General features: G+C 66.8%; 12 protein-coding genes. 2 read left to right on the top strand and 10 right to left on the bottom strand.

The window, feature by feature from the left end; translation table 11 throughout:
• Positions 1-72: 72 nt before the first annotated feature.
• The 3 genes from C8C99_RS02645 to C8C99_RS02655 are packed head-to-tail and all read right to left on the bottom strand — an operon-like array spanning position 73 to position 4,046.
• Positions 73-759 (bottom strand): response regulator transcription factor, encoded by a 687-nt coding sequence (locus C8C99_RS02645; protein ID WP_108624882.1) that lies wholly within the window; start codon positions 757-759, stop codon positions 73-75.
• Positions 756-2,957 carry an ATP-binding protein gene (locus tag C8C99_RS02650; RefSeq protein ID WP_108624883.1) on the bottom strand — a complete coding sequence of 734 codons (2,202 nt, stop codon included), beginning with the start codon at positions 2,955-2,957 and terminating at the stop codon, positions 756-758. The genes C8C99_RS02645 and C8C99_RS02650 overlap by 4 nt, the downstream gene beginning before the upstream one ends.
• Positions 2,958-2,993: 36 nt before the next feature.
• Positions 2,994-4,046 carry a CDP-6-deoxy-delta-3,4-glucoseen reductase gene (locus C8C99_RS02655; protein ID WP_108624884.1) on the bottom strand — a complete coding sequence of 351 codons (1,053 nt, stop codon included), beginning with the start codon at positions 4,044-4,046 and terminating at the stop codon, positions 2,994-2,996.
• Between the two features lie 48 nt (positions 4,047-4,094).
• On the opposite strand from C8C99_RS02655, the gene C8C99_RS02660 reads away from it, so the two are divergent.
• Positions 4,095-5,039 (top strand): NAD-dependent epimerase/dehydratase family protein, encoded by a 945-nt coding sequence (locus C8C99_RS02660; RefSeq protein WP_108624885.1) that lies wholly within the window; start codon positions 4,095-4,097, stop codon positions 5,037-5,039.
• A 54-nt stretch (positions 5,040-5,093) separates the two neighbouring features.
• Here C8C99_RS02660 and C8C99_RS02665 read toward each other — a convergent pair whose 3' ends face one another.
• The 4 genes from C8C99_RS02665 to C8C99_RS02680 all read right to left on the bottom strand — a co-directional run bounded on the left by C8C99_RS02665 (position 5,094) and on the right by C8C99_RS02680 (position 8,761).
• Positions 5,094-5,756: a DUF4124 domain-containing protein gene (locus C8C99_RS02665; RefSeq protein ID WP_056639556.1), complete on the bottom strand. Its 663-nt coding sequence runs from the start codon at positions 5,754-5,756 to the stop codon at positions 5,094-5,096.
• A gap of 45 nt (positions 5,757-5,801) precedes the next feature.
• Entirely contained in the window at positions 5,802-6,347 is a 546-nt protein-coding gene (locus tag C8C99_RS02670; RefSeq protein WP_108624886.1) for a hypothetical protein, read from the bottom strand.
• 339 nt (positions 6,348-6,686) lie between these two features.
• The gene (locus tag C8C99_RS02675; RefSeq protein WP_056639552.1) at positions 6,687-7,646 is read right to left on the bottom strand and encodes a chemotaxis protein; all 960 of its coding nucleotides are present in this window, start codon (positions 7,644-7,646) and stop codon (positions 6,687-6,689) included.
• A 212-nt stretch (positions 7,647-7,858) separates the two neighbouring features.
• Entirely contained in the window at positions 7,859-8,761 is a 903-nt protein-coding gene (locus tag C8C99_RS02680) for a LysR family transcriptional regulator (RefSeq protein WP_056639550.1), read from the bottom strand.
• A 134-nt stretch (positions 8,762-8,895) separates the two neighbouring features.
• Between C8C99_RS02680 and C8C99_RS02685 the strand changes: the two genes are divergently transcribed.
• Positions 8,896-9,537 carry an NAD(P)-dependent oxidoreductase gene (locus C8C99_RS02685; RefSeq protein WP_056639548.1) on the top strand — a complete coding sequence of 214 codons (642 nt, stop codon included), beginning with the start codon at positions 8,896-8,898 and terminating at the stop codon, positions 9,535-9,537.
• Between the two features lie 92 nt (positions 9,538-9,629).
• On the opposite strand, the gene C8C99_RS02690 is transcribed toward C8C99_RS02685, so the two are convergent.
• Genes C8C99_RS02690 through C8C99_RS02700 form a run of 3 tightly spaced genes read right to left on the bottom strand, consistent with a single transcriptional unit; the run spans position 9,630 to position 12,770 of the window.
• Positions 9,630-10,910, bottom strand: coding sequence for a TRAP transporter large permease subunit (locus tag C8C99_RS02690; RefSeq protein WP_056639546.1), 1,281 nt, complete (start codon positions 10,908-10,910; stop codon positions 9,630-9,632).
• Positions 10,911-10,943: 33 nt separating this feature from the next.
• The gene (locus C8C99_RS02695; RefSeq protein WP_056639544.1) at positions 10,944-11,513 is read right to left on the bottom strand and encodes a TRAP transporter small permease; all 570 of its coding nucleotides are present in this window, start codon (positions 11,511-11,513) and stop codon (positions 10,944-10,946) included.
• A gap of 27 nt (positions 11,514-11,540) precedes the next feature.
• On the bottom strand, positions 11,541-12,770 hold the full coding sequence (locus tag C8C99_RS02700; protein WP_199226298.1) for a fumarylacetoacetate hydrolase family protein: 1,230 nt from the start codon (positions 12,768-12,770) through the stop codon (positions 11,541-11,543).
• Between the last annotated feature and the right edge of the window lie 39 nt (positions 12,771-12,809).

A 12,809-nucleotide genomic window follows, 5' to 3' on the forward strand; every position in this document is an offset into this window, starting at 1 on the left:
GGGTGCCATTGTGCAAAAAATTCGTAAGAAAGCTTATGAAGCCCTGAGGCGGTGATGGTCAGGCGGCGACGTTCATGCGGAACGGGGTGCGCCGAGCGTCACACCCAGGTCTTCTACCAGCATGCCCAGTTCGTGCGACGAGCGGATGTCGAGCTTCAGGAAGATGGCGGACCGGTGCGTGTCCACGGTGCGCGGGTCGATGGGGCGCTCCGGGTCTCGCTGGGCCAATGCGCGGGCCACTTCTTTGCTGCTGAGGCCCGTGCCCAGCAGTTGGGCCACCTCTTGCTGGCGTGGGCTCAGGGCGCTCCAGCGCTCCCGCAGCAAGTGCTGCCGCTGCGCCTGCTGTGCCTGCGCCTTCGACAGCGTCGAGGCTTTCTCGACAGCGGCCAGCAAGGTGGCTTCGTTGCACGGCTTTTCGAGCCAGTCCACCGCGCCCTGCTTGACTGCCGCGACGGCGGAGGACAGTTCGCCATGGGCCGACAGGAAAACGGTCTTGAGCGCGCTGTGGCGCTGGCCGAGTTCGTGGAACACCTGCAGCCCGCTCAGGCCCTCCATGCGCAGGTCCAGCAGCACGCAACCGGACTGGTCCAGGGCGGCTTGAGCCAGAAAGGCCTCACCGCCCTTAAAGGAGCGCACCGTGTATCCGCGTGCCAGCAGCAGGGTCGCCAGCGATTGGCGCACGCCTTCGTCGTCGTCCACGATGTAGACCACGGTGTCATCGGGCGACTCGGCGGCGGTGGGGAGGGTGTCGTAGGTCATGGTGCGGCGGCATTCTCAGGGGCGTTGGCGAGCGGCAGGCGGATCTCGAAGACTGCGCCGCCGCCCTCGCGGTTGTGGGCCTGCAGCTGGCCACCCATGCTCTCAATGATGGATCGGCAGATGTTGAGGCCCAGGCCCAGTCCGTCGGAGCGTGTGGTGAAGAATGGTTCGAACAGGCGCTCTGCGATGCCGGGCGGCAGGCCCGGGCCCCGGTCGAGCACCTGCACCAGCGCGTGGCCGTGGTCTGCTGCCAGGCGCAGCCGCAGTTCGTGCCCTTCGGGCGGGGGCTGGTGCGTCTGCATAGCCTGCAGGGCGTTCAGGCCCAGGTTGATCACCACCTGTTCGAGCAGCACGCGGTCGGCGCTCACCTTCAATGGGGTATCGGCCTGATCGACGCGCACAGGAATCCCCTGCCGGCGCGCTTCGGCGCGCAGCAGCAGCTCCAATGACTGCTCCACGATGGCCGACAGGTCGCAGGGCTCGCGGCTCTCGGGGTGCTGGCGCACCCAGCGGCGGATGCGGCCCACGATGTCGGCGGCACGCAGCGCCTGGGCCGACAAGGCCTCCAGGCTGTCGTTCAGAGGTCCCGTCTTGCCCTGCGCGGCCAGCGCACGTGCAGCCGCTGCGTAGTTGACCAGGGCGGCGAGCGGCTGGTTCAGTTCGTGCGCCAGCGTGGAGGCCATCTCGCCCACCGTGATGACGCGCTGCACCCGCTGCAGCTGGGTCTCGCGCTGCTGCTGCTGTTCCTCGGCCCGCTTTTGCGCGGTGATGTTGACCACCGAACTCATCCAGCCGATGTGCTGCCCGCTGCCGTCGATAAGGCGCGTGGTGTAGAACATGGTGTACACGTCCGAACCATCGCGGTGCCTCAGGCGGTTTTCCCGCCCCTGGGGAAACGCGTTGCCAGCCAGCACGGTGTCGCTGTCGTTCCAGTGGCGGTCCAGCTCGTCAGGGTGCCAGTAGGGATAGGGCGGCCGTTGGCCGATGAGTTCATCGGCCCGGTAGCCCACCATGTCGCACATGGCGGCGTTGACGTAGACGATGCGGCCTTCCAAGTCGCGGGCACGCATGCCCACCAGCAGCGAGTCTTCCATCGACTGGCGAAACGCCTGGGCTTGCTGTAGCGCGTGGGTGCGCTCCTGCACGCGCTGCTCCAGTTCGATGCGGGCCAGGCGTGTCTCTGCCAGCCGCCGCTCGCGCAGTTGCCAGTAGAGCGCGCCCAGCACCAGCAGACCCGAGGCCAGTGTGGCCAGCGCCCAGGCCTGCTGCCGTGCCAATGCCACCACGCGGCTGTCGGCGGTAACGGTGAGGGTCCAGCCCAGATCGGGCAGCTTCTCCTCAAAGGCCAGATACCGCTTGCCGCCCGGGCCGTCCAGGCGCAGTTCGGCCCCGGGCGAGTCGTCCTGGGGGCGCAGGGTCCAGGGCACGGCGCGCGGGGTCCAGCCCGTGCCGTACTGTTCGTTGTGCTGCAGCTGCTGTACCAGCGGTGTGGGCAAGGGGCGGCTGGTGCGGTAGAGCCAGTCGGGCACGGAGCCCAGAAACACAATGCCCTGCTCGTCCTTCACGAACACCGGGTCACGCAGCTGGGCCCAGGGGTCTGAGATGGGCTCCATGCGCACCTTGACCGCCACCACGCCGATCACACGGCCCGCCTCGACCACCGGGGCGGAGACAAACAGGCCGGGCTCGCCCGTGGTTTTGCCCACGCCATAAAAGCGGCCCGTCTGGCCCGCGAGGGCGTCGCGAAAGTACGGGCGGTTGCCGTAGTTCTGGTGGACAAAGCTGTTGGGGGTGTCCCAGTTGCTGGACGCGAGCGTGAGGCCCTGCGGGTCCATCACGTACAGCATGTCAGAGCCCGCATGCTGGTTCACCGCCTGCAGGTAGGCGTTGGCAGCGTCGCGCACAGCCTGCGATGCAGGTTGGCGCAGCAGTTGCCGCACCAGCGGGTGCTGCGCGGCCGTGAAGGGCAGATAGTTGTAGCGCGTGGCCACGCCGCGCAGCGCCAGGGCTTGCACCTCGCCAAGGCGGCGCAGGTTGTCCCACTGGGCATCGCGTTCGCTCTGTTCAGCCCATTCACCCGCACCCCACACCAGCAGCGCCGCCAGGCACAGCAGCGTGGCAATGAAGCCCGCGCGCCGCGCCTGGGGCCAGCGCTGCGGCGCGCCCTGCGGGGTGGGCTGGGCGGGCGCTGGGCGCACGGTCAGTGGGGTGGCTCGTGTCGTGGATGTGCCGGGTCAGCCGCCGTGCTTGTCGGCTTCTGACGTGAACGCGTCGGCAAAGAATTCCTCGGGCGGCAGGCCGCGTTGAGCGCTGTAGGCAGCGCGGGCGGATTCGACCACGATGGGCGCACCGCAGGCATAGACTTGGTGGCCCGAAAGATCCGCAAAGTCGTCCAGCACCGCCTGGTGCACGAAGCCGGTACGGCCGGTCCAGCCGTCTTCGGGCAGGGCGTTGGAAATGACCGGCACATAACGCAGCCATGGCAGCTCCGCCACGCGGGCCTTGGCCCAGTCGTCCAGGTACAGGTCGTCGGGGCGGCGGCCTCCCCAGTACAGCACGGTGGGGCGGGTCATGCCCTTGAACTGCAGGTGCTCAATCAGCGCCTTGATGGGGGCAAAGCCGGTGCCGGATGCCAGCAGCACGATGGGCTTGTCCGAATCTTCGCGCAGGAAAAAGCTGCCGAACGGGCCTTCGACGCGCAGGATTTCCTTTTCTTTCATCGCGCCGAACACGTGGTCTGTGAACTTGCCGCCCGCCATGTGCCGGATGTGCAGCTCCACGCCCGGCGTCTCGGCCTGGGTGTGCGGTGCGTTGGCCATCGAGTAGGCACGGCGGGCACCGTCGCGCAGGATGAATTCAATGTACTGGCCCGCGTGGTAGCGGAAGCTGTCTGCTGCAGGCAACTGCAAGCGCACCTGCATCACGTCGTGCGACTTCTTTTCGAGCGACGCCACGCGCACCGGCATCTTCTTGACGGGGTAGGCGCTTTCGTCGGTGACCTGGCGGGATTCAAGCACCACATCGGACAGCGGCTGGGCGCAGCAGGTGAGCACCAGGCCTGCCGCTTCTTCATCGGCCGTGAGGGCCTTGGACTGGTGGGCGCCGTGCTGGACGGTCCCGCTGATTTTTTTGCATTTGCACGAGCCACAGGCGCCGTCCTTGCAGCCATAGGGCAGGCCCACGCCGCTGCGGATGGCTGCGGCCAGGATGGCTTCGCCCGCATTGGCACTGAAAGCGCGGCCGCTGGGCTGCACGGTGATCTGGAAAACGGACTCAGCGCTGGTCATGGAGTGGGTATCCTCGGGGGCTCTAGTAGTCAACGGACGGCCCCGATTTTGCCTTCAAACCAAAACCCCCTTGGCGCCCTGCCGGCCCGCTTTCGCCGCGAACGTCTGCTCATCGTCGGCTGTGGTGATGTAGGTCAACGGGTGCTGCGCAATGTGCAGACCGGCCCCGGGGCCGGGCGCATGCAGGTGCTGGCACTGACCTCCAGTGCCGGGCGGGTGGCGGAGCTTCGGGCACAAGGGGCCCGGCCTCTGGTGGGCAATCTGGACGATGCGGCCACGCTGCGCAGGCTGTCTGGTCTGGCCACGCGGGTGCTGCATCTGGCGCCCCCGCCCGGGGAAGGCGCGGGAGGGGATGCCTGGTGGCGCGACCCGCGCACCGTGGCGTTGACCCGCGCACTGCGGCTGCGCAGCCTGCCAGCGTCATTGGCCTATGCGTCCACCAGTGGAGTGTATGGCGACTGCCAGGGTGCCCTGGTGGCTGAGACGCGCTCCGTGGCCCCCGGTACGCCGCGTGCCCAGCGCCGTGTGAATGCCGAGCGGGCTGTGCGCCACCTGGGCCGTGCCGGCGTGCGGGCCTCCGTGCTGCGCATTCCGGGCATCTACGCGCCCGACCGAGAGGGGGGCACCCCGGAGGCGCGCTTGCGCCGGGGCACTCCGGTACTGGTGACCGAAGACGATGTGTTCACCAACCACATCCATGCCGACGACCTGGCGCGGGCGTGCATGGCCGCGGTATGGAAAGGGCGCCCGCAGCGCGCCTACAACGTGAGTGACTCCACGCAGATGAAGATGGGGGACTACTTCGACCTGGCGGCCGACCTGTACGGCCTGCCGCGCCCGCCGCGTGTGCCGCGCAGCACGGCGCAGGAGCAGCTGTCGCTGATGCTGCTGAGCTTCATGAGCGAATCACGCCGGCTGGACAATCAGCGCATGCTGCGCGAGCTGGGGCTGCGGTTGCGTTATCCCAGTGTGGCCGAAGGTTTGCGGGCCTGAGAAGCCGCGCAAGAACTTCGAACTTTTCTCATGCTGCCGGCAACGGGCGCCAGATCAGCGGGGGTAGCTGTTGCCTTGGGCGTCGTAGCAGCGAAACACGTTGCACTGCGTGAATTTTTTGGGGGCAGGGGTAGGCGCCGGTGGCTGCACCGGCGTGGGCCGCACGGGGTAGTACGGAGGGGGCACGACCACCACGGGCGCCGTGGTGTTTGACCGGGGACGGGATTTCTCCACCTCCGCATAGCCCTGGGGGCCCAGACAGTCCAGATCGACCTGGCGCTGTGCTGCCTCCACCCGCAGGTTTTGCTCGTAGCCTCCGCCCGTAGCGCTGCTCAGCACCACGTCCAGGTTCCGCCGTGAGCGGGCGCATTCTGGAGAGCGCGCATAGTCGGTGGCTTTGGCCGGGGCCGTGTGGTCCCGCGGTGCGTTGCGCCGTGATTCGGTCTCTGCGGCAGTTGCCTCGGCCTGCAGGCGCTGCTGTTTGCGGGCCAGTGCTTCGGCGGCTTCTTCGCGTTCCTGCTGGATCTCCTGCGGGGTTTTACGGGCCTCCACCTCGCGCTCAGCGGCGCCGCTGGCGCACTTGCCGTCGGTATAGGTGACCTTGCCTGTGGCGGCGTCGGTGCAGCGTATCACTTGCGCCTGGGCTCCCCAGGGAGCCAGGGCACCCAGGAAGACCACGCACAGACCAGCGATGAGGGAGTGTTTACGTGGCTTCATGGTGACGAGGAGGTGGTGGGGGGCAGCGGGTTCAACGCCAGGCCATCAAGGTTTTTCCTGGCTGTTGGACTGTTGGCGCGAGCGCCAATCGTATGGGCTCGGGGTGTAGCTGTCGGGCGCCAGCCGGCCGGGGCGGTTCTCGCGGTTGCGGCGGTCTTCGGCAGCGCGGCGGTCACGTTCGGCCTGTTCGCGGCGGGCTTGGTCTTGCTCGCGGGCGCGGCGGTCGGCTTCGCGGGCTTGCTGATCGCGGCGGTCGCGTTCGCGGGCGGCCCGGTCACGCTCTGCGCGGTCGCGTTCACGCTCTCTTTCGCGCCAGTCATTGCGGTTGCGGTCGTTGTCCCAGCGGTTGTCGTCGCGGTCACGTCCACCGTAATAGACGGCGGGCGGCGGGGCCGAATAGATCACGCCGGGCGCACGGTACACGGGCGGTGCCTGGTACGCCGGCTGTGGGGCTCCGTAGATGTAGCCTGGCTGCTCGTACACAGGGTAACGAGGAGTGTCGTAGTACGGGTCGCCCGGCACGGTGGCACACCCTGTCACCAGGGCTCCCAGGACGGTGGCGGAAAGGATGCGGGTGATGGTGTAGGTCATGGTGATCAGACTCCGGCCGACTGGGCGCGTTCCGCCTTGTCCGTAAAGCCCTTGAAAAGCGCTCCGGTGGAGCGTTACAAATTTCGGAGGGCTGGCACAGGGGTACCAACCACTTTAGCGCGCGGGCGTGCCATTTGGTTGACTTTGCGCCGGTGCAGGTGCCGCTTGCCGCCGTAACAACCCGTGTCAGCCGGAGTGGATGTGACGTGAATACATCAAAAACGATAGCAGTCAAGCCATGTGCTGATGGCGCTATCTGCTGTTTGGGTCCGAAAATTCTGCCAGGCCCGTGCACCGCGTCGGGGCGCGCAGGGCCCCTCGGGTTGGCCGCGCGCAGGTTTACTTGGGCAGGACGTTGCGGATCGTTTCGGCCAGGTCTTCCGCCACAAACTTGGCCACATAGCCGTCTGCCCCCACGCTGCGCACATGGTCTTCGTTGGCCGAGCCCGACAGCGACGAGTGGATGACCACAGGCAACCCATGAAAGCGGGCGTCCTGCTTGATGTTGCGTGTCAGCGTGAATCCGTCCATCTCGGGCATTTCCAGGTCGGTCAGCACCATGGCCACGCGGTCGAGCACGGTCTTGCCTTCGGCCGCCGCACTCCTGGCGATTGCGTTGAGCCGGTCCCAGGCCTCCTTGCCGGACTTCACCATTTCATACGGGGCATTGAGCACCTTGAGCTCTTGTTCGATCAGCGAGCGGGCCACGAACGAATCGTCGGCCGCCAGGATGATGCAGCCGGGCTTGAGCTTGAGTTTCGCGCCCACCTTCTCCTCGGTGACCTCCTGGCCGTCCGAGGGCGAGATCATCTGCAGGATGGCTTCCACGTCCAGCACCTGGGCAAGGCGGGACTCATCGGTATTACCGTCCAGGCGGGCAATGCTGGTCACCAGCTTGCCCGCGGCGCCGCTGGTCTCGGCCGACAGCACCTGCTTCCAGTCCAGTCGCACGATGTCTTCCACCGACTCGACCGCAAACGCCTGGGTGGTGCGCGCGTACTCGGTCACCAGCATGATGTTGAGGCCCGTCTGGGGCTTGCAGCCCACGATGGAGGGCAGGTCCAGCACCGGGATCACCTGCCCGCGCAGGTTGACCACGCCCAGCGAATGGGCTGTGGTGCCCGCGATCGGCGTGATGCTCGGCATGGCCACGATCTCGCGGATCTTGAACACATTGATGCCAAACAGCTCCGATTTGCCCAGCGCGCTATCGGTGCCCAAGCGAAATAGCAGCAGTTCGAACTTGTTGGTGCTGGTGAGGTTGGTCCGCTCGTCGATGTCCTGCTGGATGGCTGTCATGTTGGGTCCTTCGCGCGGTAGGTAATGGAGATACGCGCCTTTACAAATTCTAGGACCCAAACGCCGTGTGCAGTGGGCTAAATCTTCAGGCAATACCCGAATATTGCACTGCAGCAAGTTGGCGTGGCTGCGCCGTTGCGGTGCGCCGTGCCAGGCTCCCTCCCGTGCGGGCGTCAAAAAGACTGCACACGGGTGCTGGCAGGCCTCGGTTATCAATCCGAAATGCCCGGTACCTGCCGCAGATACGCATGCAGCGCCGCGATGGCCTGGCGCACCTTGGCGGGCTGTGCATCGCGTTGGGGCGTGACGGCCCAGACGTCCAGCGTGCCAAACGACCACTCCGGCAGCAGCCGAGCCAGTCGCCCGGCCTGCAGCGCATCGTGAGAATCCATGCTGCCCACCAGGGCCAGCCCCAGTCCTGCCTCGCACATCTGCTGGATCGACAGCTGGTTGTTGCTGGCAATGCGCGGCTCCACCCGCAGCGCGCGGGGTTCGCCGGTGGGGCTGCGCACGTCGATGAGCAGCCCACCCCCCTCTCGCGCAAAGCCCAGCCAGCTGTGGGACAGCAGCGCGTCCGGGTGCTGGGGCATGCCATGTGCGGCCACCCAGTCGGGCGATGCGCACAGGTACCAACTCATGCCCCCCAGGCGCCGAGCCGCCCAGGTCGAATCCGCCAGGCGCCCGTAGCGCACGGCCAGATCGATGCGGGCGTTGATGAGATCAATGGTGGAGTCGTCCACCAGCAGCCGCAGGCGCAGCGTCGGGTGCGCGGCCAGCAGGTCGCCCAGGGCGGGCGCAATGTGCCGCGCAAAACCTACGGTGGCCGACATTCGCAACTCGCCGCTGGGCGCATCGCGCGAGGCCGCCAGTTCGGCGCGCGCTTGCTCCGCCGCAGCCCACATGGCAGCGCAGCGCGCGTGGTACCGCTGGCCTGCCTCGGTCAGCGCCAGCTTGCGCGTGGAGCGGTGCAGCAGCGTCACGCCGCCATCGCTTTCGAGCTTGCGCACCTGCTGACTCACCGCCGAGGTGCTCATGCCCAGGGCGCGGGCGGCGCCGCTCATCGAGCCGTGCTGCACCACGGCGGCAAACACGGCCATGCGTTTGAGGTCTTCCATCAGGAGGCAACGGGAGTGGTAAGGAGTTGATTGTGAAGTGAGGCTTCAAAGAAAAGGCTGTTTTAGCCCTCTACCGCCTGATTTGACAAGCTCCTATTCTCACTGCATCGCAACTTTGACCCCAAGGACACCGTATGAACATCGCCCTGATTGGTGCCACCGGTTTTGTCGGCTCGGCCGTGCTGAATGAACTGCTGCAACGTGGTCACCGCGTGACCGTGCTGGCCCGCAACCCTGGCAAGCTCACCCCCCGCGAAGGCCTCACGGTGGTCGCCGCCGACGCGCAGGACGCCACCCAGGTGGCCAAGGCGGTCGCTGACCACGACGCGGTGGTCAGCGCTTACAACCCTGGCTGGACGGTGCCAGACATTCACGACCAGTTCCTCAAGGGCACGCGCGCCATCATCGACGGCACCAAGGCCGCCGGTGTGCGCCGACTGCTGGTGGTAGGCGGCGCAGGCAGCCTGTTTGTGGCGCCCGGCGTGCAGCTGGTGGACACCCCTCAGTTCCCCGCCGAATGGAAGCAGGGCGCTCTGGCCGCGCGCGAGGCGCTGAACTGGATTCGCACCGAAAACACGCTGGACTGGACCTTCCTCTCGCCCCCCATCCTGCTGCAGCCCGGCGAGCGCACCGGCCAGTACCGACTGGGCGACGAAGCCCCGCTGATGAACGGCGACCAGCCTGGCAGCATCAGCGTGGCCGACCTGGCCGTGGCAATGGCGGACGAACTGGAGACACCACGCCACGTGCAAAAGCGGTTCACGGTGGCTAACTGAACAGTGCCCGGTAGTGATTAACTCCTGATTTGATAGCTGCAAGCGCAATATCCACTAGCGCTTGCGGCATTTTTTGCTTCAAACCCTCAGATTCACCCCGTAAACCACCGCATCGGCACCAGCACCAGCGATGGAAACAGCACCATCAAGAACATCACCGCGAACTGCGCCACCATGAACGGGATGACGCCCCGCGTGACGTCGTCCATGCGCATCTTGCCCACGCCGGCCACCACATTCAGCACCGTGCCGACCGGTGGGGTGATGAGCCCGATGGCGTTGTTGATGATGAACAGCACGCCAAAGTAGACCGGGTCGATGCCCGCAGCCTTCACCACCGGCATCAGCACGGGCGTGAGGATGAGGATGGTGGGCGTCATGTCCATGGCGGTGCCCACGGCCATCACCAGCACCATGATGGCAATGAGCAGCAGCGTGGGGTGTTCCATCAGCGGCTTGAGCAGGCCCACCAATTGGCGCGGGATGTCGGCCACGGTGATGAGCCAGGCGCTGACCATGGCGGCCGCCACCAGGAACATGATCACCGCCGTAGTTTTGGCGGCGCTGGTGAACACCTCGGCCAGTTGGCGCCAGTGCAGCTCGCGGTAGACCACCGTTGCCACGAACAGGGCGTAAACCGCGGCCACCGCGGCCGCCTCGGTGGGGGTGAACACGCCCATCTTCAAGCCCACGATCACGATGACCGGCAGGAACAGCGCCCAGGTGGATTCCTTGAGCGCCTGCAGCTTCTCGGCGGTGGATGCCTTGGGCGGTGGCGTGACGTTTTCGCGCTGCGAGACCCAGTACCAGGTGACTGCAATCGCCAGCCCCATCAGCAGCCCCGGCACGATACCCGCCAGAAACAGCTTGCTGATCGACACATTGGCCGCCACGCCAAACACCACAAAGCCAATGGACGGCGGGATGACCGGCGCGATGATGCCGGCCGACGCAATCAGCCCGCCTGCGCGCGCCTTATCGTGCCCGGCTTTGACCATCATGGGCAGCAGCAGGGCTGCCAGTGCCGCTGTGTCGGCCACGGCCGAGCCCGACAGCGCCGCCAGCATGCAGGCGGCCAGGATGGCCACAAAGCCCAGCCCCCCGCGCTTGTGCCCCACGAGCGTGAGCGCGAGCTTGACGATGCGCTGCGACAGCCCGCCCACGTTCATGATCTCGCCCGCCAGCATGAAGAAGGGCACGGCCAGCAGCGGAAAGCTGTCCGCGCCGTTGATCACGTTCTGCGCGAGGATCTGCGCATCGAAAAGGTCCAGATGCCACATGAGGGCTGCGCCGGACACCAGCAGCGCGTAGGCAATCGGCACGCCGATGGCCATGGCGGCCAGCAGGGAGCCGAGGAAGATAAAAACGGTCATGGAAGTGCGCTCCAGGTCATTGCGGTGTGGGGCTCACTGGCGTGAGGCCGTGGGCGCGGGGGCTGTGTGCGGCAGCTGGCTGCCCACGGCGGCCAGTTCTTCGGATTCGGCGATCTGCACCAGCTCGCTGTCTGGCATTTGCCCCGACACGATGCGCCACAGGTCCAGCGCCAGCAGCAGGCCAGCCGCCACGGCAAACACCACGCCGGACGCATAAAAGATGGCCATGGATGCGCCGGTGACCGGTGCATCCACATCCCAGTTGATGCGCGCCTGCGCCAGTGCGCCGCTGAACAGCAGCCAGGTGCACCAGATCATCAGCGCGTAGCTCAGGGCCAGGCAAATGCGCTGGCCTAGCGGCGGCAGGCGCGCCAGCAGAAAGTCCGTGCCCAGGTGGCCCCGCTCGCGCACCGCCACGATGGCGCCCAGAAAGGTGATCCACACAAACAGCCAGCGCGAGACCTCCTCGCTGATGGCAATGCCGGAGTTGAACGCATAGCGCAGCACCACGTTGCCGAACACCATGGCCACCATCACGGCCAGCGCGAGCGCGATGAGCAGGTTGATCCAGCGGCAGCAACGGTCGATGAAGGCATTGAGCATCGTTGTCTCCTGTTTTCTTTTTGCGCCTCAGAGCACCGCGCCCTGCAGCAGCCCGCGCTGCGCCAGGTTGGCCATGAAGGCGCGCAGCCCAAATCGCCAGGGCGGCGCGGCCTCGCTGTGCGCCACGCGGTTGTGCAGGCCGCCCAGCCAGGCGCTCTGGATGGACACCAGGTCGCCCAGGTGGTGGGTGAAGCCGCCGCCGGGCTGGTCGCGGTCTTCAATGGGCGCGAACAGCGTGCCCATGAACAGCATGAACCCATCCGGGTACTGGTGCGCGGCCAGCGTCTGCGCCACCAGGTCGGTGGGGTCGCGGCTGATGCTGGCCATGGTGTTGATGCCGCGCAGCTCGAAGCCGTCTACGCCCGCCACGCGCAGGTGTACCGTCTCATTGCGCACCTGTTCCAGCCCGAAGCTCGCGTCGAACAGGCGGATGAACGGGCCCAGTGCGCACGAGGCGTTGTTATCCTTGGCCTTGCCCAGCAGCAGGGCGCTGCGGCCTTCGATGTCGCGCAGGTTCACGTCGTTGCCCAGCGTGGCGCCCACGATCTGGCCCCGGCTGTTCACGGCCAGCACCACCTCGGGCTCGGGGTTGTTCCAAGCCGAATCGGAGCGGATGCCGATGTCATCACCACAGCCCACAGAGGCCAGCACCGGCGCCTTGGTGAACACCTCGGCGTCGGGGCCGATGCCCACCTCCAGGTATTGCGACCACAGGCCTTTTTCCTGCAGCAGCGCCTTCAGGCGCATCGCCTCGGGCGAGCCGGGGCGGATGTCCGCTAAGTTTTGACCGATGAGGCCGATCACCTGACTGCGCAGGCCCTGCGCCCGGGTGGCGTCGCCGCGCGCCTGCTCCTCGATCACGCGCTCGATCAGGCTGGCAGCAAAGGTCACGCCCGCCGCCTTGACCACCTGCAGGTCGCACGGTGCCAGCAGCCAGGGGCGTGCGGCGTCGCGCGCGCCGGGTTGGCTGTTGGCCAGCAGGTCGTCCACGCTGCACAGGTACTGGCCCGTGGCGGTGCGCGCAGCCTCGGCCGGTGCCAGGGTGTCCAGCAGCGTGCTCATGGTGGGGAAGTGCGCGCTCAGGTCGAACACGCCTTCGGGCCGCAGTGCGACCACCGCAGGGCCAGGAACGGCGCCACTGGGTGCCCACACGCGGCCGACCAGCGTGCCTTGCAGGTCGTCGTCGGGAAGCACTTGCAATGTGGCGTTGGGCGCACGGGCCCGTTCGGCAACTGCTGCTGCCGTCATGTTGTTCATGGAAAGTCCTTCGAAAAAATCCGGGCGGGCGCCGGTGGC

This window comes from Acidovorax sp. 107 (genome assembly GCF_003058055.1).
Lineage (GTDB): Bacteria > Pseudomonadota > Gammaproteobacteria > Burkholderiales > Burkholderiaceae_C > Acidovorax.

Coding starts and splice junctions, on each gene's coding strand:
- C8C99_RS02645 (WP_108624882.1), bottom strand. CDS start 759: ATGACCTACGACACCCTCCCCACCGCCGCCGAGTCGCCCGATGACACC.
- C8C99_RS02655 (WP_108624884.1), bottom strand. CDS start 4,046: ATGACCAGCGCTGAGTCCGTTTTCCAGATCACCGTGCAGCCCAGCGGC.
- C8C99_RS02665 (WP_056639556.1), bottom strand. CDS start 5,756: ATGAAGCCACGTAAACACTCCCTCATCGCTGGTCTGTGCGTGGTCTTC.
- C8C99_RS02670 (WP_108624886.1), bottom strand. CDS start 6,347: ATGACCTACACCATCACCCGCATCCTTTCCGCCACCGTCCTGGGAGCC.
- C8C99_RS02675 (WP_056639552.1), bottom strand. CDS start 7,646: ATGACAGCCATCCAGCAGGACATCGACGAGCGGACCAACCTCACCAGC.
- C8C99_RS02680 (WP_056639550.1), bottom strand. CDS start 8,761: ATGGAAGACCTCAAACGCATGGCCGTGTTTGCCGCCGTGGTGCAGCAC.
- C8C99_RS02685 (WP_056639548.1), top strand. CDS start 8,896: ATGAACATCGCCCTGATTGGTGCCACCGGTTTTGTCGGCTCGGCCGTG.
- C8C99_RS02690 (WP_056639546.1), bottom strand. CDS start 10,910: ATGACCGTTTTTATCTTCCTCGGCTCCCTGCTGGCCGCCATGGCCATC.
- C8C99_RS02695 (WP_056639544.1), bottom strand. CDS start 11,513: ATGCTCAATGCCTTCATCGACCGTTGCTGCCGCTGGATCAACCTGCTC.
- C8C99_RS02700 (WP_199226298.1), bottom strand. CDS start 12,770: ATGAACAACATGACGGCAGCAGCAGTTGCCGAACGGGCCCGTGCGCCC.